This is a genomic window from Aquitalea aquatilis (assembly GCF_005155025.1).
GTDB lineage: Bacteria > Pseudomonadota > Gammaproteobacteria > Burkholderiales > Chromobacteriaceae > Aquitalea > Aquitalea aquatilis.
In genome coordinates, this window is record NZ_CP039731.1 from 1,361,697 (window position 1) to 1,380,002 (window position 18,306).

The following is an 18,306-nucleotide window of genomic DNA, read 5'->3' on the forward strand; positions in this document are numbered from 1 at the left end:
GGCAGCCCGTGCGGCTGCTTTCTTTCGCCCCGCACTCTTGCGAAAACCACCTTTCTCCCCCATTTGATTGCCCATGACTCTGTTTGTTGAAAGCCGCGGCCGTGGCCCGGACGTGGTAATGCTGCATGGCTGGGGCCTGCATGGCGGCGTATTCGACCGTGTGGCCGACGTGCTGGCCGCGCACTACTGCGTGCATCTGGTCGATCTGCCCGGCCATGGCGGTTCTGCCCCCCTGGCGCGCTTCGATGCCGATGCCGTGGCCGACCAGCTGGACGCCCATTTTCCTTTTCCCCTGCAACTGCTTGGCTGGTCGCTGGGTGGCCTGATTGCCCAGCACTGGGCGGCCCGTCACCCCGACAAGATCAAGAGTCTGGCGCTGGTGTCCACCAGTCCGCGCTTCGTGCGCGACGACAGCTGGCCACATGCCCAGCAAAGGGCTGCCATCGAAGCGGTGGGGGCCAGCCTCGACAGCGCCTTCGAGCAGACACTGGAGCGTTTTCTCGCCCTGCAGATGATGGGCGCGCCCGCTGCACGCGATACCGTAAAGGCCGTGCGCGAGCAGCTGTTTTCCCATGGCCGGCCGCAAGGCCTGCTGCCGGCGCTCGAATTATTGCTGGAGGCCGATGCACGTGCGCTGGCCGGCCAGATTCATTGTCCGGTGGCGCTGTTTTACGGGGCGCGCGATGCGATCACCCCCATTGGTGCCGGCCGCTGGCTGCAGTCTGCCCTGGCCGATGCCACCCTGCACGAATTCACCCAGGCTTCGCACGCGCCATTTTTGTCTCATCAGGACGAATTTGTCGCCAAGCTGGCCCAGCATCTGGAAGCCTCCGCATGAGCGAAGCGTTTTACACCGACAAAGCCCGTATTCGCGCCTCTTTCGAGCGCGCCGCCAGCAGTTACGACTCCGCTGCCGTCCTGCAGCGTGAAGTGTCCGACCGCATGGCCGAGCGGCTGTCCTATATCAAGCATCAGCCACAAGTGATCCTGGATGCCGGCACCGGCACCGGTTATGGCGCGGCCCAGTTGCGCGCCCAGTATCCGGAAGCACAGGTGGTGGAGCTGGATCTGGCTCACGCCATGCTGTGTGCCTCGCGTGAGCGCCAGCGTGCCGGTGATGGCCTGCTGAAAAAACTGTTCAAGCGCAGCCAGCCCTGGCAGGTGTGTGCCGATGTGGAAAGGCTGCCGCTGGCCGACAATAGCGTGGACATGATCTGGTCCAATCTCACCATCCAGTGGGTCAATATCCCGGATAGCGTGTTCAGCGAGTTCGAACGCGTGCTCAAGCCGGATGGCATGCTGATGTTCTCCACGCTGGGGCCGGATACCCTGTTCGAATTGCGTGAAGCCTTTGGCGGGGTCGACCAGGCCACCCACGTCAACCAGTTCATCGACATGCACGACCTGGGCGATGCGCTGATGCGCGTCGGCTTTGCCGAACCGGTGATGGACATGGACAAGATCGTGCTTACCTACGACCAGGTGCGCGACGTGATGCACGACCTCAAGGCCATCGGCGCGCACAATGCCACCCGCGACCGCAGCCGCGGCTTGATGGGCAAGCAGGCCTGGCACCGGATCGAGGCCAATTACGAGGCGCGGCGGCGCGACGGCACGCTACCGGCCACCTATGAGGTGGTGTATGGCCATGCCTGGAAAAGCACGCTGAAAAAGAGCAAGGCGTTGTCGGATGGCCGGCAGGTGATCGAATTCGTCAAACCGGGCAGCTGGCCGGGCAAGGTCTGATACGGTCATGACCGACTGCCTGCGGCCAGCACGGCCGGAAGATGCCACTTGTCTGGCGGCACTGGCCAGCCTGGTATGGCTGGATACCTATGCCACCGCAGGCATTCGCCCGGCACTGGCGCGCTATGTGCAAGCCAGCCTGAGTCCACAGACATTTTTGGAGAAGCTGGCGGACGACTGCCAACACATTCTGCTGATTGAGCGCGACGCCCATGTGCTGGCCTATGCCGTGTTGCAAGTGGGTGCCGTCTGTCCGGGAGAGGCGGCCTGGCGGGCCGAGTTGGCCACGCTTTATGTGATGCCGCGCTTTGCCGGGCAGGGGCTGGGACGGCAGTTGCTGTCGGCCAGCCTGCAACTGGCCAGCCAACTGGGCTACCCCGGCTTGTGGTTGAGTGTGTTCCACGGTAATCAGCGCGCATTGGCTTTTTATCGGCATCTGGGCTTGCAACAAGTGGGGGATTGCTACTTTGAAATGGAGCAGGAGCGCCATCTCAACCATGTTTTCCTGTTGCCGGGTCCGGGCAAGGGGAACCATGCTGCGCTGCAATAATCGAATGACTCCAATACGCTCCCAACCCCGTTACTACTTATTCAATCCATCATGACACTCCTACGCCGCCTGGCCCCGGCCAGCCTGCTGCTCTTGCTGGCCGCCTGTACCCTGACCCAGCCCAAAACCGAAATCACTGCCCCGAAAGTCCCGGTCAAGCCACGTGTTGCGCTGGCGCTGGGTGGGGGGGCCGCCAAGGGCTTTGCCCATATTGGCGTGATCAAGATGCTGGAAGCCAACGGCATTGTGCCGGACATCATCACCGGCACCAGTGCCGGCAGTGTGGTGGGCAGCCTGTATGCATCAGGCCTGAACGGTATCCAGTTGCAGGCCAAGGCCATGCAGCTGGATGAGTCGGAACTTACCGACTGGACCCTTTCCACCAAGGGCTTTCTCAAGGGTGAAAAGCTGGAAGCCTATATCAACACTCAGCTGGGCAACCGTCCCATCGAGAAGCTGCCGCGCCGCTTGGGCATCGTGGCCACCGAGCTGGATTCTGGCCAGAAAGTGGTGTTCCGCACCGGCAACACCGGCCAGGCCGTGCGCGCCTCCGCCAGCATTCCCAATGTCTTCCTGCCGGTGGTGATCGGCGGCAAGCGCTATGTCGATGGCGGCCTGGTCAGCCCGGTGCCGGTGTCGGCGGCGCGCGAAATGGGGGCGGATTTTGTCATCGCCGTGGATATTTCTGCCAAGCCCAAGGCCGGCAAGGCCACCGGCCTGTTTTCCATGCTGGACCAGAGCTTCAATATCATGAGCGGCCCGACACTGGCGGCCGAATTGAAGCAGGCTGATTTGGTGATTCGCCCCAATGTGCTGAATATCGGCTCGGCCGACTTCGAGGCACGGCACCAGGCCATTCTGGAAGGCGAGAAGGCCACCCAGCAAGTGATGGCCGTTTTGCGCAGCCGTCTGCAGCAGAAGTCACTGGCACTGGTACGCTAAAGCGCTGCCCGGCGGGCCTCGCTGTCTGGCTGTCGCCGGGAAAGATGGCATAATGCAGGCGTTGTCGGCCAAGCCGGGCTGACAACGCCTGTTTTGCGTGGTGCCATCTGCCCTGCAAAGTACCGTTTTTTACTCTGGGCGCAGCCCGCAAGGAGAACCGCATGATCAAGCTCTACGGCGTGCAGCTGTCCGCTTACTACAACAAGGTCAAGATTGCCCTGCTGGAAAAGGGCGTCAATTTCCAGGAAGTGCCCACCCGTCCTTCGCAGGAGCCGGCGCTGCTGGAACTGAGCCCGATGGGCAAGATCCCCTTTGTCGACATTAACGGCCATGCCCTGTCCGAATCCTCGGTGATTCTGGAATGGCTGGAAGATGCCTACCCCACCGCTGCCCTGCTGCCGCCTACCCCGAATGGCCGTGCCAGCGCGCGCGAACTGATGACCCTGCTGGATCTGTACCTGATGCCGGCAGCCGGCCCGCTGTATCGCCACCTGCAATTTGGCGCTGCACTGGATGAGGCGGGCAAGGTCGCTGCCAAGGCGGCGATTGAGCGCAGCCTGTTGGCCATTTCGCGCTTGGTACAGTACGGCCCGTGGCTGGCTGGTGAGTATTTCAGTTTTGCCGATATTTCGGCTGCCTGTGTCTTGCCACTGGTGGCATCGTCCACGCAGCAGATTTATGGCGAAGATCTGACCACCATCATTCCGGGTATCGAAGACTATCTGGCCTTGCTGGGCAAGCGTTCCAGCGTGGCCCGCACCTGGCAGGACAGCGCGGCTGCCCGGGCAGCCTTTCTGGAAGCCAGCAAGCAGTAAGCACGGCTACAAGGCGTCGAACAGCGGCAGTTGCTGCGGCTGGTCGGCGTCATCTGCCAGCCTCACCCCCACCCCCACCAGCCGCACCGGGCGCTGGCCGCGGGCATAGGCGATCTCCAGCAGATCGCGGTAGTCGGCGCTGCTCAGCTGCCGACCGGTATGTTCAGCGGTGGTCTGGCTGAAATCGGCAAACTTCAGCTTTACGCTCAGGCCCTTGAACGGCGGATTCTCCGCCCGGGCAATGCGCCTCTGCAGCTTGCTCATCAGCTCTGGCAGCTTGTCCAGACAGGCGGCCAGGTCGGGCAGATCCTGGGCATAGGTCTCTTCCACACTGATGGATTTGCGACTGCGGTCGGTGGAGACCGGCCGCTCGTCCTGTCCGCGCGCCAGCTGGTATAGGCGTTCGCCAAAACGGCCGAAGTGGCGCATCAGGTCTACCTTTTCCCATTGGCGCAAGTCGCTGCAGCGGTGTATGCCCAGCTGTTTCAGCTGGGTGGCGGTCACCTTGCCCACCCCATGAATCTTTTCCACCGGCAGGCCCAGCACAAAGCTGTCGACGTCCTGTGGCCGGATCACCAGCTGGCCGTCGGGCTTGTTCCAGTCACTGGCGATCTTGGCCAGGAATTTGTTGGGGGCGATGCCGGCGGAGGCGGTGATGCCGACTTCGGCACTGATCTGCCGGCGAATGGCTGCGGCCATGCGGGTGGCGCTGCCTTGCTCATGTGGCTGGCAGCTGACATCCAGGTAGGCCTCGTCCAGCGACAGCGGCTCGATCAGCGGGGTATAGCGCTCGTAGATGGCCATGATCTGCTGGCTGGCCTCGCGATAGCGGCGCATGTCGGGTGGCAGGATGATGAGCTGCGGGCACAGCCGCAAGGCACGCGCCGAAGACATGGCGCTGTGTACGCCAAAGCGGCGGGCGATGTAGTTGCAGGTGGCGATGACGCCGCGGCTGTCAGGCTGGCCGCCCACCGCCAGCGGCACTTCGCGCAGGCTGGGGTCGTCACGCATTTCGATGGCGGCATAGAAACAGTCGCAATCGACATGGATGATCTTGCGTTGCCCGGTCATGCAGCCTCGTGATCAGTCGGCTGCGCGTTCGCTGTGGCCCAGCGTCTTGTCAGGTGCCACCCGGTCGCGCACCAGCTGCTTGAGTTGCTTGATGTCTGGGAAACCGCCATCGAGTTTGCGGTCCCACAGGGTCTGCTCATCGATGCTGATGCGGAACACACCGCCGCTGCCGGGGCGCAGCGCCACTTCGGCCACTTCCTTTTCAAAGGTGGTCAGCAGCTCTTGCGCCATCCAGGCAGCGCGCAGCAGCCAGCGGCAGCCAGTGCAATATTCAATGGCAATGCGGGGGAGTGGGGCTTGGGGTGTGCTGGGGGTATTCATGAGAATCCGGCTTGAATGAGTGCCGGATAGCATAACGCAGAATGAGGAAAAATCCGCCGGTTCCCTGAGTCGATCTATTATTTGACGGGCCTTGTCTGGCAAGACCCGTTCTCCTCCATCGTGTTGACTCTTTTAGTGCAGACTTGGCGCTTACTACTATTAGGGTAACCGGCGGACTGAGCAGTACAAACAGTTGTTCAACTCAATTCCCGGACGCCAGTGTGCCCAAGGATGGTGCGGTGGTAAAGCGATTACTCTAACAAAGGTCGAATGCTGCATTGCACGATGTCACATTAGCGCCACATTGGGCAGAAAAATGCCCGCGAAAGCGGGCGGTGGCAATAATTGGCTAGAAAAATCAGTAGATTGGCAGGATTTCTCTAGCCCAAAACCATCAGTGTTCCAGCACCATCGGCGCGTCTTTTTCCACCAGCACTTCCACGGTCACCGTGCCGGCCTTGGCGAACTTCAGCGTCAGCGGGAAGCGTTCGCCCGCCTTCAGCGGCTGTTTCAGGCCCATCAGCATGATGTGGTAGCCACCTGGTGCAAATTTCACTTCGCTGCCGGCTGCCACGGCCACGCCACCGCTCACTTCGCGCATGCGCATCACGCCGTTGTCGTTGATATGCACATGCAGTTCGGCCTTGTCGGCGCGCGGTGTGCTGGCGGCCAGCAGGGTGTCGGCCTCCTTGCCGGTGTTCTTGATGCTCAGATAGGCCGCGCCGGTGGGGCTGGCTTCCGGCATGGCACGGCTCCAGGGGTGGCCCAGTTCCAGTGTGCCCAGCTTGAAGCTGTGGGCAGAAACAGTGGCGGCCAGCAGCAGGCCGGCAAGCAGGGTCAGCAGTCGGGACAGGGACATGGGGTTCTCCAGAAAATTTGCGCACAAATTAGCACAGTTCCACCCCTGTCGCCTGCGACAAAGTGTCGCAGCGATGGGTTTGTCGGGATGCGACACCGACATGGCCAACTACGACGATGCACTATCATTTCTGGCGCAGATATTTATAATCGGCAGCTTATATTCCATGTGTTTTCATCATGCTTGAAACCTTGTCGTTGAAGTTCCTGTTTGGCGGTTTGCTCAGCTTGCTGACCATTACCAACCCGCTGTCCAAGATTCCGTTGTTCATTTCACTGACTCAGCAGATGAACGACGCGGGCCGTGCCAATCAGGCGCGCCGCGCCTGCCTGTTTGCCGCGGCCATCATGCTGGTCAGCCTGCTGGCCGGTAACCTGATCATGGCTGCTTTCGGCATTTCCTACGGCGCACTGCGTATCGCTGGCGGGCTGGTGGTGGCGGTGCTGGGTTATCGCATGCTGTTTCTGTCGCAGGACCCTGGCATGGCCCCCAAGACCAGTGAGCGTGAAGACTATGCCTTTTTCCCGCTGGCCATGCCCGGCATCAGCGGGCCGGGGACCATCGCGGTGGTGATCGGCATTTCCACCGAAATCGCCGAGCTATCCGGCTGGCCGGCCAAGGCGCTGGCTTTCGGCATGACTTTTGTGGCGATTGCCGGCACCAGTGTCGGCATGTGGCTGGTGCTGCGCTCTTCGGCCATGATTTCGGCGCGGTTGGGGCGTGGCGGGCGCGAGGTGACTACCCGGCTGATGGGTTTCCTGCTGATCTGCGTCGGCGTGCAGTTTGTCGGCTCCGGCATCCGCACCTTCATGGCCGGTTCCTGAAGGGCGCAAGATCGTTCAAGTTTTCCGCTGATGGCTGTGCCAGAATGAGCCGGACCCTGTCTGTTGCGGTTTCATACCATGCCACTGCCTGAGCACGAATTTTCCCGTTTCTTTCGCGCCGACGATATCGCGCCGCTGGAATGCCTGGATGCCTTTTACCGGCAGCAGGTGTTTGCGCCGCATTTCCACGAAGAATATGTGGTGAATGCCTTGCTGGCCGGTGCGCAGGCCTACCGCCATCGTGGCGGCCATCATATTGCCGGGGTGGGGGCGCTGGTGCTGATGAATCCGGGCGAGGTGCATACCGGCGAGTGCGCGCACCAGCAAGGCTGGGCCTATCGCGGCTTTTATCCTGCGGCCTCGCTGATCAGCCAGCTGGCGGCGGAAATCAGTGGTCAACCGGGTGTATTGCCGTATTTTCGCCAGACCGTGGTGCTTGATCCACCGTTGGCGGCCCGCCTGAACCAGCTGCATCAGCTATTACGCGACAGCCGCGATGTATTGCAGCGTGAGTCTGCGCTGTATGCGGTGTTCGGACAGGTGGTGCAAAGACATATGCAGATTGCCGAAGCCCCTGTGCGGCCGTGGCCGCAGGCGGTGGAGCGGGCGCGGCAGCTGCTGGCCGACTGCGTGGCAGATAATCTGTCGCTGGCTACGCTGGCGCAGGAAGTGGGCTTGTCACCGTGGCAGCTGAACCGGCAGTTTTCCCGCCATCTGGGCTTGCCACCGGTTGCCTGGCGCAATCAGCTACGGGTGGTGCGTGCCAGACGCATGCTGGCCGGCGGCCACAGTCCGGCGGCCACTGCGCTGGAGCTGGGCTTTGCCGACCAGCCACACCTGACACGGGTGTTTCGGCATGCACTAGGGATTACCCCGGCAGCCTATCAGCGCAGTGTGCGTGGCTGACAGCGGCCAAGAGCGCAAGATCGTTCAAGCCGCCGCGTAGATGGCATGGTAGGGTAATGTTGTTGCCATTTCTGATTCTGTGCTCATGTCTTATACCGGCTCCTGTCATTGCGGTGCAGTGCGCTTTCGGCTGCACGCCGAACCCGAAGAACTCACCACCTGCGACTGTTCACTGTGCGTAAAGAAAAATGCACTGATGACGCGGGTGCATGAAAGCCAGCTGGAGATACTGTCTGGTGCCGAGGCGCTGAGCGAGTACCGCTGGAATAGCGGCATTGCCCGCCATTTCTTTTGCCAGCATTGCGGTATCTATACTTTTCACCGCAAGCGCGCCATGCCGGATCATTTCGGCGTCAACATTCATTGCCTGGATGATTACGACCACAGCACCTTGCCGGTGCGCGCCACCGAAGGGGCCAACATGAGCCTGCAGGGCGACAGCCTGCGCGCTGTTTGGCCCGGGCCACGGGAGGCATCATGACGCACACCGTCAACCGCCGCGCACTGCTGCTGGAAGGCACGCGTGATACCGTGCCCATGCTGGTGGGCGCAGCCCCATTCGGGGTGATCTTCGGCACGCTGGCCATCGCCGCCGGCCTGTCCAGCGCCACGGCCATCGGCATGTCGGTGCTGGTGTTTGCCGGTTCTTCACAGTTCATCGGTGTCAGCCTGATCGGGGCCGGCACTGCCTTGCCGGTGCTGTGGCTCACCACCTTTGTGGTGAATCTGCGCCATGCGCTATACAGCGCTACCTTGCTGCCCTTTGCCCGCGACTGGTCGCTGGCCTGGCGCTGGCCGCTGGCGTTCTGGCTGACCGATGAAACCTTTGCCGTAGTCGAACACCGCTTTCGTACCAAAGGTGCCGAGGGCGGCCAGTGGTACTGGCTGGGCTCGTCGCTGGCCATGTATGGCAACTGGCTGTTGTGGACGGTGGTGGGGGTAAGCCTGGGGCAGTCGCTACCGGGCCTGGCCAACCTGGGGCTGGATTTCGCCATGGGGGCCACTTTTGCTGCCATCGTGGCACCACAGCTCAAGCGCCGGCCGGCGCTGGGTGCCGCCGTGGCGGCTGGTGTGGTGGCCATGCTGGGGCGTGGCTTGCCCTACAAGCTGGACCTGATGCTGGCCGCGCTGGCAGGGGTACTGAGCGGCCTGCTGCTGGAACAGTGGGCCAAGCGCAAGGAGCCGAGCGCATGAATCACTGGCTCGCCATTATTGGCATGATGTTGCTGACGGTGCTGATTCGCGCCAGCTTTCTGGTATTCGGCCAGCGGCTGGCTTTCCCCGACTGGCTGAACCGGGCCTTGCACTACGTACCGCCGGCCGTGTTGTCCGCACTGGTGGTGCCAATGGCGCTGGCCCCGTCCGGTACGGTGGATATCAGCCTGCATAATGCTTACCTGCCCGGCATCATCGTTGCTGCGCTGGTGGCGTGGAAAAGCGGCAAGACCTTGCTGGCCATCGTGATCAGTTTTGCGGTGTACGGCCTGTGGCGCTGGGGCCTGCTGCCCGGATGAGGGCTTCGGCCTGTTCCGGCGCGCCCAGCAGCAAGACCAGCCTGGCGCGCCAGCCATTGGCCTGCCAGGCTTCGCGCAGCATGTCGCGCCACTCGACCAGGCTGACCCACAGCGGGTTGAAGCTGTTCACCGGCTTGACCGTGCCATAGTCGCAGGGTTCATCGTCGCGCTCGGCCACGAAGCTGCCAAACAGCCGGTCCCAGATGCACAGCACCCCGGCATAGTTGCGGTCGATATAGCAGGGATTGCGCGCGTGGTGGCTGCGATGGATGGACGGTGTGTTGAACACGTATTCCAGCCAGCCCAGCTTGGGAATGGCCTGGGTGTGCACAAAAAACTGGAAGGCCAGATTCAGCAGCACCACGCCGACGACCTGTTGCGGCGGGAAGCCCAGCCAGGCTAGCGGCAGCCAGAAGGCCCACATGCCGGCCAGCGGATACATCAGGCTCTGGCGAAAGGCGGTGGAAAAATTCATCCGTGTCGAGCTGTGATGCACGCTATGCGCTGCCCACAGCCAGCGTATGCGGTGGCTGGCGCGGTGAAACCAGTAATAGAGAAAGTCCTGTGCCAGAAACAGGCCAAAAAAGCCAAGCCAGCTGGCTGAAAAATCGAACAGGCGGTGTTGCTGGTAGAGCCAGCCATAGAGCGGCAGCACCAGCAGCCAGGCCAGCTTGTCGGCAGCCTGATGCAGCAGGGCCAGGCAGGCATTGCACAGGCTGTCGCGCCAGTCATAGATATCACTGCGGCCCTGCCGCTGCCAGTAATACAGCTCCCAGCCTATGCAGCCCAGAAACAGCGGTGCCAGCGCCAATAGCAACAATTGCACGTCGAATTGCATGATGTCTTCCTCGTAGATGGCCTTGCGTCATGGCGCAAACGCTCGATTGGAGTTGTGGCTCTATTTCTACAGGAAGAAGCAGTCTGCCGGCAACAGCTCTGCATGGGAGCGGGGGCATGCCAGCCCCCGGCTGTGGTAGGAATGGCTGGTGGGCGCTCAGCGCCGGGCGTTGCCTATGCTCATCAGCATGCCCATGCCGACAAACAGGGTGACGGTGGCGGTGCCGCCGTAGGAGACAAAGGGCAGCGGCACGCCCACCACCGGCAGAATGCCGGCCACCATGCCCATATTGACGAAGGCATAGACGAAGAAGGACAGGGTAATGGCACCGGCCATGGCGCGGCCGTACAGGGTTTGCGCGCCGGCGGTAATCAGCATGGCGCGGCTGAGTACCAGGGTGTAGAGGAAGACCAGAATGATATTGCCGACCAGGCCGAATTCTTCCGAATACACGGCAAAAATGAAGTCGGTGGTGCGTTCCGGGATGTAGTCCAGATGGGTCTGGGTGCCATTCAGCCAACCCTTGCCCCAGGGGCCGCCCGAGCCGATGGCGATCATCGACTGGATGATGTGGTAGCCCGCGCCCAGCGGGTCTTCCATCGGGTCGATCATGGTCATCACCCGGCGGCGTTGGTAATCATGCAACATATTCCACACCACCGGCATGCAGGCCCCCGCCGCTACCATGCCACCCAGAATCACCTTCCATGGCAGGCCGACGAAGAACAGCACGAAAAAGCCCGAGGCGGCGATCAGCATGGTGGTGCCCAGATCGGGCTGTTTCAGTACCAGCGCACAGGGAATGGCAATCATCACCGCGGCTACCAGGTAGTGCCACCAGCGCATGGATAGCTCGTATTTCTGGAAGAACCAGGCCAGCATCATCGGCAGGGCGATCTTCATGATTTCCGAAGGCTGGATGCGGGTGATGCCCAGTTCCAGCCAGCGGGTGGAGCCGTTGACGGTGACACCCTTGAAATGCACCGCCAGCAGCAATACCACCCCGATGCCATAGATGGGCGGGGCAAAATTCATGATGCTTTGCGGCCGGCTGCGTGCCAGCAGCCACATGATGGTGAGCGACAGCAGGGTGTAGATCAGCTTGTTGTCGATCTTGTCCAGGCCCTGGTTATTGGCGGAGTACAGCACCACCAGGCTGAGGGCGAAGATCAGTCCCAGAAACAGCATCAGCGGGCCATCCAGCGGGGCCTTGATGGTGAGCCACAGGCGTTTAATCAGATGTGGCTGCAGCGTCATCGGCGGTATCCATTGGCATGGTCTTCATGTCTCCGCTGATGGAGCTGGGGACCTTGCCCGTCATGTAGTAATCGAACAGGCCGCGCGCGATAGGCGCTGCCGCTGCCGCGCCAAAGCCGGCGTTTTCCACGATGACCGCAACGGCAATCCTGGGCTTGTCCACCGGGGCGAAGGCGACAAACCAGGAGTGGTCGCGGTATTGCTCGGCCAGGGCGGAGGCGTTGTATTTGGCCCCCTGCTTGATGGCCACCACCTGGGCGGTACCGGTTTTGCCGGCCATGGTATAGGGCAGGCCGATACCCAGCCGCCAGGCGGTGCCGCCCGGCTTCATCACCGATTGCATGGCGGTTTTGACGTATGCGAAGTTTTCCTGCTTGAAGGGCAGGGTGCGATCCGGCTTGGCTTCAACCAGCCGGCTCTTGCCGCTCTTGGCCTCCACCACTTCCTGGACCAGATGCGGTTTGTAGGCCACGCCTTCATTGGCGAGGATGGCCACCGCATTGGCCATTTGCAAGGGGGTGTAGGAGTTGAAGCCCTGGCCGATGCCGATGCTCACCACATCGGCCGGATACCAGCGGCGGTATTCCTCCTTGTAACGGGCAAAGCGCTTGGCTTTCCATTCCTTGGTCGGCAGCACGCCGCTGGCCTCGCCGTCCAGGTCGATGCCGGTGGGGCGGCCCAGGCCAAACTGGCCGACGGTGGGGGCGATCTTGTCGATGCCCATATCCCAGGCCAGCTTGTAGAAGAAGGTATCACTGGACACCTGAATCGCCTTGGCCAGATTGGCCGAGCCGTTACCGTTCTTGTTGCTGTCGCGGAACTGGTGGCTGGAGCCGGGCAGGGTAAAGAAAGCCGGTGCCGGGCGTACATCGTGCATGCCGATGGAGTGGGTTTCCAGCGCGGCCATCGACATGAAGGGCTTGAAGGTGGAGCCAGGCGGATAAGTGCCGCGCAGGGCGCGGTTGATCATCGGCTTTTGCCAGTCGCTGTTGAGCGCGGCCCAGCTCTGGCTGTCGATGCCGTCGATGAACAGGTTGGGATCGAAACCCGGCTTGGACAGGAAGGCCAGCACGCCTCCGGTGGTGGGGTCGATGGCGACCAGTGCGCCACGACGGTTGCCGAACAGCTTGTCAGCCACTTCCTGCAGGCGGATATCCAGCGCCAGTTTCAGATTATTGCCATTCACCGGCGGGGTACGGCGCAGGCTGCGGATGGCGCGGCCGCCGGAGTCGGTTTCCACTTCCTCGAAGCCCACCTGGCCGTGCAGGTCATCCTCGTACACCGCTTCCAGACCGGTCTTGCCGATGTAGTTGCTGCCTTTGTAATTGGTGCTCTTGTCTTCGTCGTCCAGCCGCTCCTGGTCTTTCTGGTTGATGCGGCCGATATAACCCAGCACATGGCTGGTGAGTTCCTTGTAGGGGTAGTCGCGGAACAGGCGTGCCTTGACCTCTACACCAGGATAGCGCCAGGCATTGGCCGCCACGCGCGCGGCTTCCTCTTCGGAGAGCTTGACCTTGAGCGGGATGGATTCGAAATCCTTGGATTCGCCCAGTAGCTTCTTGAACAGTTTTTCATCGCGCGGCGTGATGTTGACCAGCTTGGCCAGCTCGGCAATGGTGGCGTTCATGTCCGGCATCTTGCTGGGCACTAGCTCCAGCGTATAGGCCGAGTAGTTTTGCGCCAGGATCACCCCGTTGCGGTCCATGATCAGGCCACGGTTGGGCAGGATGGGCAGCAGGGAGATGCGGTTGTTTTGTGCCAGCGTGGAAAAGTGTTCGTACTGGTAGACCTGCAGCCAGACAAAACGGGCAATCAGGATGCCGAACATCAGCAGCATGAAACAATAGGCCACGATCAGCCTGAGCTGGAACTGGCCGTCTTCAGCCTGCGGATTCTTGAAGCGGGTAGGGCGCACGTCTTACACCGAATGATGACGGTAAGGCAGCAACAGCAGCTTGGTCAGCAGGGGCCACAACAGCGCGCCGATCAGTGGCGGCAGGAAATAGCTCCAGCCGACAAAGGCAGAGCCGCTGAGCATGCGTGCCACCACCATGATGCTCTGGTTGCACAGCATCAGCCCCAGCACGCTGAGGGCTTGCTGGCCCAGATTGAACATCACGAGCTGGCGCTGGCGGCTGAGCGCCAGATAAGCGGTGGCGGAATAGGCCAGTGCATGTTGTCCCAGCATGCCGGCGGTGGCGATATCGGCTACCAGCCCCATCAGGAAGGCGACGCCCACATTGACCCGGCGCGGCTGGTTGATCAGCCAGTACAGCAGCACCAGGCTGATGAAGTCAGGCAGCCAGCGGGTGGAGCCATGCGGCAGCGGAATCATTTCCACCAGCACCGCCAGCAGCAGGGTCATGAAAATGAAGCGGCGCTTGACCGGCTTGAGCAATTCCTTGGGGCGGTCGAACGACATGCTTACTCCGAATCGGCGGGCTTTTTGCCCTTGGTCTTTTTCGCCGGAACAACCGGATCGGCCGGACGCGGCGGCGTCTGGCCCTTTTGCTGCAATACCAGCACGAAACGGGTTTGCTGCACGCCAGCCAGCGGCTCGGTGGTGATGCGGCTGAACGCTGCACCGGCGTTGCGTTCCACCTTGCTCACCCGTGCGACCGGCGTACCTTCCTGATACAGACCGTCGATGCCGGAGGTCACCACCATATCGTTTTCGCGCACATCGGCATGCAGCGGCAGATAGCGGATTTCCACCCCGCCGCCATAGCCGTACAGAATGGCGCGCTCGCCGGTACGGGCGATCATCACCGGCACCATCTGGTTCTTGTCGATGATGAGGGACACTTCGGCAGTCAGGGGCTGCACGCGGGTGATCTGCCCCAGCAGGCCACGGCCGTCCACTACCGGTTGCCCCGGTTGCAGATGGGCATCAGCACCCTTGTCGATGATGATCTTGTAAGAGAAGGGATCGCGCCCGGTATACAGCGTCTCTGCCAGCTGGGCGGCATCATTGCGGCTGGCCTTGATGGTATTCAGGCTGCGCAGCTCGTTCAGCTCGCGCTCCAGCGTTTCCAGCCGTGCCAGACGGGCGGACATTTCCAGCTGGCGGGTGCGCAACTGGTCATTTTCGCTTTTGAGATCGGCCTGCACGGTGAAGTAGTCGCTGACATGGCGCACCATGCCCAGCGGCAGGTTGACGGCGCGCTGCAGCGGATACAGCACCAGCGACATGCCGTCGCGGGCCTGTTCCATCAGCCCATAGCGGCTGTCGCCCACCAAGAGTGCGATGGAGGCCAGGGCACAGAGAAGCAGGCGCGTGCCAGGCTTGGGCCCGGAGCGGAAAAAGCTGGGGGTGTTGGCGAAGTCCATCAGGCGGTATGCCACCCCTTGACGGGGTGGCCGCAGGTCCGTTTAGGAAAGAATCAGGGTACGTTGGTGAAGATGGTGCCGATCTTGTCCATCTTTTCCAGTGCCTTGCCCGAGCCGCGCACCACGCAGGTCAGCGGTTCTTCGGCCACGAATACCGGCAGGCCGGTTTCTTCGGCCAGCAGACGGTCGATGTCCTTGAGCAGCGCACCGCCACCGGTCAGTACCATGCCCTTGTCGGCGATGTCGGCACCCAGTTCCGGCGGAGTCTGTTCCAGGGCGATCTTCACGGCCGACACGATCTGGTTCAGGGGTTCGGTCAGCGCTTCCAGGATTTCGTTGGACGACACGGTGAAGGCACGCGGAATGCCTTCGGCCAGGTTGCGGCCCTTGACTTCCATTTCACGCACTTCGGCGCCCGGGAAGGCCGAACCGATGGTTTTCTTGATTTCTTCGGCGGTGGTTTCACCAATCAGCATGCCGTAGTTGCGGCGGATGTAGTTGATGATGGCTTCATCGAACTTGTCACCGCCAACACGTACCGAGTTGGAATACACCACACCACCCAGCGAGATCACGCCCACTTCGGTGGTGCCGCCGCCGATGTCCACCACCATGGAGCCGGTCGGCTCTTCTACCGGCAGGCCGGCACCGATGGCAGCGGCCATCGGTTCTTCGATCAGCTCGACGCGGCGCGCGCCGGCAGCCAGGGCCGAGTCGCGGATCGCCTTGCGTTCCACCTGGGTGGAGCCGCAGGGTACGCAAATCACGATGCGCGGGCTGGCAGCAAAGAAGCGGTTGGGGTTCACCTTCTTGATGAACTGCTTGAGCATCTGCTCGGTGACGGTGAAGTCGGCGATCACGCCATCCTTCATCGGACGAATGGCCTGGATGGAGCCCGGAGTACGTCCCAGCATGCGCTTTGCTTCCAGGCCGACGGCCAGGATGGATTTCTTGTTGGTGGGCACATCGCTGTGAATGGCGACCACGGATGGTTCGTCAAGCACGATGCCCTTGCCACGCATGTAAATGAGGGTGTTGGCCGTGCCAAGGTCGATGGCAAGGTCGTTGGAGAAGTATCCGGTGAGCGAACGAAACATTGGGCGGTCCTGGTTCAGTTTCCGTCAGTCGGGCGCGATGCGCGTCCGGCAAATTCTTGCATGGGCTTGGGTTCCCGGTTCCCGTCGCAGCGCACGTCCAGGCTGGCCTGGGACGGCGGACGGCGGCCCTCCGGGGGACATCATTGTTGCATCACGTCGCACAAATAAACAGCAAGGCCGGCAGGCAGAAAACCCTACCCGCAGCAGCACGATTCATGTCGCGATGTGTGATGTCGATCTTGGGAGAATCAAACCCGTTATGATACCCTATAAAGCTTGAAATATTAAAGGTTTTAACGAGGACGCCATGTCTCTGACGCACCAGGATGTCGCGCGGATTGCCAAGCTTGCCCGCATCAACGTAAGCGATGAAGAAATCGCCGCGGTTGGCAACCAGCTTAACAATATTTTTGGCCTGATCGAGAAGATGCAGGCCGTCAACACCGATGGCATCGAACCGATGGCCCATCCGCAGGATGTAAGCCTGCGTCTGCGTGAAGACATCGTGACCCAAACCAACCAGCGCGAGGCGTTTCAAGCGGTCGCTCCGCAGGTGGAAAAGGGCCTGTTCCTCGTTCCCAAGGTGATCGAGTGAGTTTCAGAGCAGCACGGTTTGGGATGGTTCCCGCTTGGGAATGGCTTTTTTCCTACCCCGTTCTGCCGTCCTGCCATGGCAGGCACACCCGCTCACTGATCCCAGCTTAACCGGATATCAAGACAAAATGACGAACGCCACCCTCAAGCAACTGTCGCAACAACTGGCGGCGGGCGAGGTGTCGAGCGTGGAATTGGCCACGCACTACCTCGACCGCATCGAGGCGCTGAACCCGCAGCTGAATGCCTTCATTACCGTGGACCGTGCCCGCACCCTGGCCGATGCCGCTGCTGCCGATGCCGCCCGCGCCGCTGGCCAGGCCGGCCTGCTCACCGGCGTGCCGATGGTGCACAAGGACATCTTCTGTCAGCAGGGCTGGAAAACCAGCTGCGGCTCGAAGATGCTGGACAACTTCATCTCGCCCTACAGCGCGCATGTGGTGGAGCAGTGCAATGCCGCCGGCCTGGTGACGCTGGGCCGCGCCAATATGGACGAATTCGCCATGGGCTCGTCCAATGAAAACAGCTACTACGGCGCAGTGAAAAACCCGTGGGATCTGAACGCCATTCCGGGCGGCTCGTCCGGTGGCTCGGCCGCTGCGGTCGCCGCCCGCCTGACGCCGGTGGCCACCGCCACCGATACCGGCGGCTCCATCCGCCAGCCAGCCAGCCACTGCGGCGTGACCGGCATCAAGCCGACTTATGGCGTGGTCTCGCGTTATGGCATGGTGGCTTATGCCTCTTCGCTGGATCAGGGCGGCCCGATTGCCCAGACCGCCGAAGACTGCGCGCTGATGCTGAACGTGATGGCCGGCTTTGACGAGCGCGATTCCACCAGCCTGGAACGTGCCCGCGAAGACTACACCCGCGATCTGAACCAGCCGCTGGCCGGCCTGCGCGTCGGTCTGCCGCGCGAGTATTTTGCCGATGGCCTGGATGCCGATGTGGCCAAGGTCATCGCCGATGCGGTAGCCGAGCTGAAAAAGCAGGGCGCACAGGTGGTGGACATCAGCCTGCCCAATACCGAGCTGTCGATTCCGGCTTACTACGTGATCGCCCCGGCCGAAGCCTCCACCAACCTGTCGCGCTTTGACGGCGTGCGTTATGGCCATCGGGCTGCCGAGTACAAGGACCTGGTGGACATGTACGAGAAAACCCGCGCGGAAGGCTTTGGCGCGGAGGTGAAGCGCCGCATCTTGGTGGGCAGCTATGTGCTGTCGCACGGCTATTACGACGCCTACTATCTGAAGGCGCAAAAGATCCGCCGTCTGATCGCCAACGACTTCAAGGCTGCATTCGAGCAGTGCGACGTGATTCTGGGGCCGGTGGCACCGACTGCCGCTTTCAATATCGGCGAGAAGTCTGGCGATCCGGTACAGATGTACCTGTCTGACATCTACACCTTGTCGGTCAACCTCGCCGGCCTGCCCGGCATGAGCGTGCCGGCCGGTTTCGACCGCCGTGGCCGTCCGGTAGGTTTGCAGATCATCGGCAATTATTTTGGCGAAGCAAAAATGCTGAATGTGGCGCACCAGTTCCAGTTGGCTACCGACTGGCACACCCGCGCTCCCGCCCTGTAATCAAGACCGCACAGGGGCGGCACCGCGCCGGCCCCTGTCGGCATAGCAAAAGGATTTCTCCG

21 protein-coding genes are annotated in these 18,306 nt (G+C 61.7%); 12 read left to right on the forward strand and 9 right to left on the reverse strand.

All coding sequences use genetic code 11. The features are described from left to right. The first annotated feature begins 73 nt into the window (after positions 1-73). The 5 genes from bioH to FAZ30_RS06210 all read left to right on the forward strand — a co-directional run bounded on the left by bioH (position 74) and on the right by FAZ30_RS06210 (position 4,053). Complete coding sequence (bioH, locus tag FAZ30_RS06190) at positions 74-838, forward strand: pimeloyl-ACP methyl ester esterase BioH (protein ID WP_137009072.1); 765 nt, start codon at positions 74-76, stop codon at positions 836-838. After that, entirely contained in the window at positions 835-1,746 is a 912-nt protein-coding gene (gene bioC / locus FAZ30_RS06195) for a malonyl-ACP O-methyltransferase BioC (protein ID WP_124645269.1), read from the forward strand. Before bioH ends, bioC begins: the two co-directional genes overlap by 4 nt. A 7-nt stretch (positions 1,747-1,753) precedes the next feature. Next, positions 1,754-2,296 (forward strand): GNAT family N-acetyltransferase, encoded by a 543-nt coding sequence (locus tag FAZ30_RS06200; protein ID WP_124645268.1) that lies wholly within the window; start codon positions 1,754-1,756, stop codon positions 2,294-2,296. A gap of 51 nt (positions 2,297-2,347) precedes the next feature. After that, positions 2,348-3,238: a patatin-like phospholipase family protein gene (locus FAZ30_RS06205; protein WP_137009074.1), complete on the forward strand. Its 891-nt coding sequence runs from the start codon at positions 2,348-2,350 to the stop codon at positions 3,236-3,238. Positions 3,239-3,399: 161 nt separating this feature from the next. Beyond that, positions 3,400-4,053, forward strand: coding sequence for a glutathione S-transferase family protein (locus tag FAZ30_RS06210; RefSeq protein ID WP_124645266.1), 654 nt, complete (start codon positions 3,400-3,402; stop codon positions 4,051-4,053). A gap of 6 nt (positions 4,054-4,059) precedes the next feature. Here the strand turns inward: FAZ30_RS06210 and dinB are convergent, their stop codons facing one another. From dinB to FAZ30_RS06225, 3 genes are all read right to left on the reverse strand, one after another. After that, complete coding sequence (dinB, locus tag FAZ30_RS06215) at positions 4,060-5,124, reverse strand: DNA polymerase IV (RefSeq protein WP_124645265.1); 1,065 nt, start codon at positions 5,122-5,124, stop codon at positions 4,060-4,062. Between the two features lie 12 nt (positions 5,125-5,136). After that, positions 5,137-5,445, reverse strand: a complete 309-nt coding sequence (locus FAZ30_RS06220; RefSeq protein ID WP_124645264.1) for an Rdx family protein — start codon at positions 5,443-5,445, stop codon at positions 5,137-5,139. A 394-nt stretch (positions 5,446-5,839) separates the two neighbouring features. Then, positions 5,840-6,289 (reverse strand): copper chaperone PCu(A)C, encoded by a 450-nt coding sequence (locus FAZ30_RS06225; protein WP_370449674.1) that lies wholly within the window; start codon positions 6,287-6,289, stop codon positions 5,840-5,842. A gap of 194 nt (positions 6,290-6,483) precedes the next feature. Between FAZ30_RS06225 and FAZ30_RS06230 the strand changes: the two genes are divergently transcribed. The 5 genes from FAZ30_RS06230 to FAZ30_RS06250 all read left to right on the forward strand — a co-directional run bounded on the left by FAZ30_RS06230 (position 6,484) and on the right by FAZ30_RS06250 (position 9,548). Beyond that, positions 6,484-7,128: a MarC family NAAT transporter gene (locus FAZ30_RS06230; RefSeq protein WP_124645262.1), complete on the forward strand. Its 645-nt coding sequence runs from the start codon at positions 6,484-6,486 to the stop codon at positions 7,126-7,128. A gap of 78 nt (positions 7,129-7,206) precedes the next feature. Further along, positions 7,207-8,034, forward strand: a complete 828-nt coding sequence (locus FAZ30_RS06235) for an AraC family transcriptional regulator (RefSeq protein WP_124645261.1) — start codon at positions 7,207-7,209, stop codon at positions 8,032-8,034. Positions 8,035-8,119: 85 nt separating this feature from the next. Further along, a complete protein-coding gene (locus FAZ30_RS06240) occupies positions 8,120-8,515 on the forward strand; it encodes a GFA family protein (RefSeq protein ID WP_124645260.1) in 396 nt (131 codons plus the stop codon). Then, on the forward strand, positions 8,512-9,228 hold the full coding sequence (locus tag FAZ30_RS06245) for an AzlC family ABC transporter permease (protein WP_137009076.1): 717 nt from the start codon (positions 8,512-8,514) through the stop codon (positions 9,226-9,228). Before FAZ30_RS06240 ends, FAZ30_RS06245 begins: the two co-directional genes overlap by 4 nt. Continuing rightward, positions 9,225-9,548, forward strand: coding sequence for an AzlD domain-containing protein (locus tag FAZ30_RS06250; RefSeq protein ID WP_124645258.1), 324 nt, complete (start codon positions 9,225-9,227; stop codon positions 9,546-9,548). Before FAZ30_RS06245 ends, FAZ30_RS06250 begins: the two co-directional genes overlap by 4 nt. Here FAZ30_RS06250 and FAZ30_RS06255 read toward each other — a convergent pair. The 6 genes from FAZ30_RS06255 to FAZ30_RS06280 all read right to left on the reverse strand — a co-directional run bounded on the left by FAZ30_RS06255 (position 9,499) and on the right by FAZ30_RS06280 (position 16,070). Then, the gene (locus FAZ30_RS06255) at positions 9,499-10,386 is read right to left on the reverse strand and encodes a sterol desaturase family protein (RefSeq protein ID WP_124645257.1); all 888 of its coding nucleotides are present in this window, start codon (positions 10,384-10,386) and stop codon (positions 9,499-9,501) included. The genes FAZ30_RS06250 and FAZ30_RS06255 overlap by 50 nt on opposite strands. A 156-nt stretch (positions 10,387-10,542) precedes the next feature. Next, positions 10,543-11,643, reverse strand: a complete 1,101-nt coding sequence (gene rodA, locus FAZ30_RS06260) for a rod shape-determining protein RodA (protein WP_199731091.1) — start codon at positions 11,641-11,643, stop codon at positions 10,543-10,545. Next, positions 11,618-13,558: a penicillin-binding protein 2 gene (gene mrdA, locus FAZ30_RS06265; protein WP_246043413.1), complete on the reverse strand. Its 1,941-nt coding sequence runs from the start codon at positions 13,556-13,558 to the stop codon at positions 11,618-11,620. Before mrdA ends, rodA begins: the two co-directional genes overlap by 26 nt. Positions 13,559-13,561: 3 nt before the next feature. Beyond that, a complete protein-coding gene (mreD, locus tag FAZ30_RS06270) occupies positions 13,562-14,065 on the reverse strand; it encodes a rod shape-determining protein MreD (protein WP_137009078.1) in 504 nt (167 codons plus the stop codon). 2 nt (positions 14,066-14,067) lie between these two features. Continuing rightward, positions 14,068-14,973: a rod shape-determining protein MreC gene (gene mreC, locus FAZ30_RS06275; protein WP_124645255.1), complete on the reverse strand. Its 906-nt coding sequence runs from the start codon at positions 14,971-14,973 to the stop codon at positions 14,068-14,070. A 53-nt stretch (positions 14,974-15,026) separates the two neighbouring features. Next, the gene (locus tag FAZ30_RS06280) at positions 15,027-16,070 is read right to left on the reverse strand and encodes a rod shape-determining protein (RefSeq protein ID WP_103522960.1); all 1,044 of its coding nucleotides are present in this window, start codon (positions 16,068-16,070) and stop codon (positions 15,027-15,029) included. 307 nt (positions 16,071-16,377) lie between these two features. Between FAZ30_RS06280 and gatC the strand changes: the two genes are divergently transcribed. Together gatC and gatA are read left to right on the forward strand one after the other, a co-directional pair. Continuing rightward, the gene (gene gatC / locus FAZ30_RS06285; RefSeq protein ID WP_059284572.1) at positions 16,378-16,665 is read left to right on the forward strand and encodes an Asp-tRNA(Asn)/Glu-tRNA(Gln) amidotransferase subunit GatC; all 288 of its coding nucleotides are present in this window, start codon (positions 16,378-16,380) and stop codon (positions 16,663-16,665) included. A gap of 127 nt (positions 16,666-16,792) precedes the next feature. After that, positions 16,793-18,244 carry an Asp-tRNA(Asn)/Glu-tRNA(Gln) amidotransferase subunit GatA gene (gene gatA / locus FAZ30_RS06290; RefSeq protein ID WP_124645254.1) on the forward strand — a complete coding sequence of 484 codons (1,452 nt, stop codon included), beginning with the start codon at positions 16,793-16,795 and terminating at the stop codon, positions 18,242-18,244. Positions 18,245-18,306 lie beyond the last annotated feature (62 nt).

Bases quoted from the DNA above. Each gene is read 5' to 3' on its own strand.
- bioH (WP_137009072.1), top strand. From the start codon at position 74: ATGACTCTGTTTGTTGAAAGCCGCGGCCGTGGCCCGGACGTGGTAATG.
- bioC (WP_124645269.1), top strand. From the start codon at position 835: ATGAGCGAAGCGTTTTACACCGACAAAGCCCGTATTCGCGCCTCTTTC.
- FAZ30_RS06200 (WP_124645268.1), top strand. From the start codon at position 1,754: ATGACCGACTGCCTGCGGCCAGCACGGCCGGAAGATGCCACTTGTCTG.
- FAZ30_RS06205 (WP_137009074.1), top strand. From the start codon at position 2,348: ATGACACTCCTACGCCGCCTGGCCCCGGCCAGCCTGCTGCTCTTGCTG.
- FAZ30_RS06210 (WP_124645266.1), top strand. From the start codon at position 3,400: ATGATCAAGCTCTACGGCGTGCAGCTGTCCGCTTACTACAACAAGGTC.
- dinB (WP_124645265.1), bottom strand. From the start codon at position 5,124: ATGACCGGGCAACGCAAGATCATCCATGTCGATTGCGACTGTTTCTAT.
- FAZ30_RS06220 (WP_124645264.1), bottom strand. From the start codon at position 5,445: ATGAATACCCCCAGCACACCCCAAGCCCCACTCCCCCGCATTGCCATT.
- FAZ30_RS06230 (WP_124645262.1), top strand. From the start codon at position 6,484: ATGCTTGAAACCTTGTCGTTGAAGTTCCTGTTTGGCGGTTTGCTCAGC.
- FAZ30_RS06235 (WP_124645261.1), top strand. From the start codon at position 7,207: ATGCCACTGCCTGAGCACGAATTTTCCCGTTTCTTTCGCGCCGACGAT.
- FAZ30_RS06240 (WP_124645260.1), top strand. From the start codon at position 8,120: ATGTCTTATACCGGCTCCTGTCATTGCGGTGCAGTGCGCTTTCGGCTG.
- FAZ30_RS06245 (WP_137009076.1), top strand. From the start codon at position 8,512: ATGACGCACACCGTCAACCGCCGCGCACTGCTGCTGGAAGGCACGCGT.
- FAZ30_RS06250 (WP_124645258.1), top strand. From the start codon at position 9,225: ATGAATCACTGGCTCGCCATTATTGGCATGATGTTGCTGACGGTGCTG.
- FAZ30_RS06255 (WP_124645257.1), bottom strand. From the start codon at position 10,386: ATGCAATTCGACGTGCAATTGTTGCTATTGGCGCTGGCACCGCTGTTT.
- rodA (WP_199731091.1), bottom strand. From the start codon at position 11,643: ATGACGCTGCAGCCACATCTGATTAAACGCCTGTGGCTCACCATCAAG.
- mreD (WP_137009078.1), bottom strand. From the start codon at position 14,065: ATGTCGTTCGACCGCCCCAAGGAATTGCTCAAGCCGGTCAAGCGCCGC.
- mreC (WP_124645255.1), bottom strand. From the start codon at position 14,973: ATGGACTTCGCCAACACCCCCAGCTTTTTCCGCTCCGGGCCCAAGCCT.
- FAZ30_RS06280 (WP_103522960.1), bottom strand. From the start codon at position 16,070: ATGTTTCGTTCGCTCACCGGATACTTCTCCAACGACCTTGCCATCGAC.
- gatC (WP_059284572.1), top strand. From the start codon at position 16,378: ATGTCTCTGACGCACCAGGATGTCGCGCGGATTGCCAAGCTTGCCCGC.
- gatA (WP_124645254.1), top strand. From the start codon at position 16,793: ATGACGAACGCCACCCTCAAGCAACTGTCGCAACAACTGGCGGCGGGC.